This is a genomic window from Bradyrhizobium sp. NBAIM08 (assembly GCF_020193935.1).
Classification (GTDB): Bacteria; Pseudomonadota; Alphaproteobacteria; order Rhizobiales; family Xanthobacteraceae; genus Bradyrhizobium; species Bradyrhizobium yuanmingense.
On the sequence record NZ_JADYVR010001235.1, the window covers coordinates 1 to 388 of the forward strand.

The 388-nt window shown below is 31.4% G+C and carries 1 protein-coding gene; it reads right to left on the bottom strand.

Annotated elements, in window-relative coordinates; all coding sequences use genetic code 11:
* Positions 1-174: 174 nt before the first annotated feature.
* The coding region (locus I6F37_RS44300) for a PUA domain-containing protein (RefSeq protein WP_225155031.1) at positions 175-388 on the bottom strand (214 nt) is incomplete at its 5' end.

Here is a 388-nt window from a genome sequence, read left to right on the forward strand (position 1 = left end):
GAAATTACCAATGCAGATATTATTTTACTCAATCACTGGAATAATTTTTTAAGAAGTAATGATAAACCATTGCAGCAATTGCGTTCTTCAAAACTGGAAAAAGAATTAAAAGAATTTCACGAAGAAAAAATGCCTGTTTGTATTTTGCTGCCTTTTACTTCTGTTGATTTATGATTACATCAGCACAATATCATCTGCATGCGCTAAGATTAGATTTTGTTGTTTCAGGTTTTTTAGTAATTCTTTAGAAGATATTTTTGCACGCGCTACAGCAAATGCATTTCCATTTTCATCAGTAATTTCAAATGCTTCGCCTTCTTCAAAAACAGCATTTACGCTTTTGATACCAACTGCTAATAAACTTTTTCTTTTCAGTAATGCCTTGTGC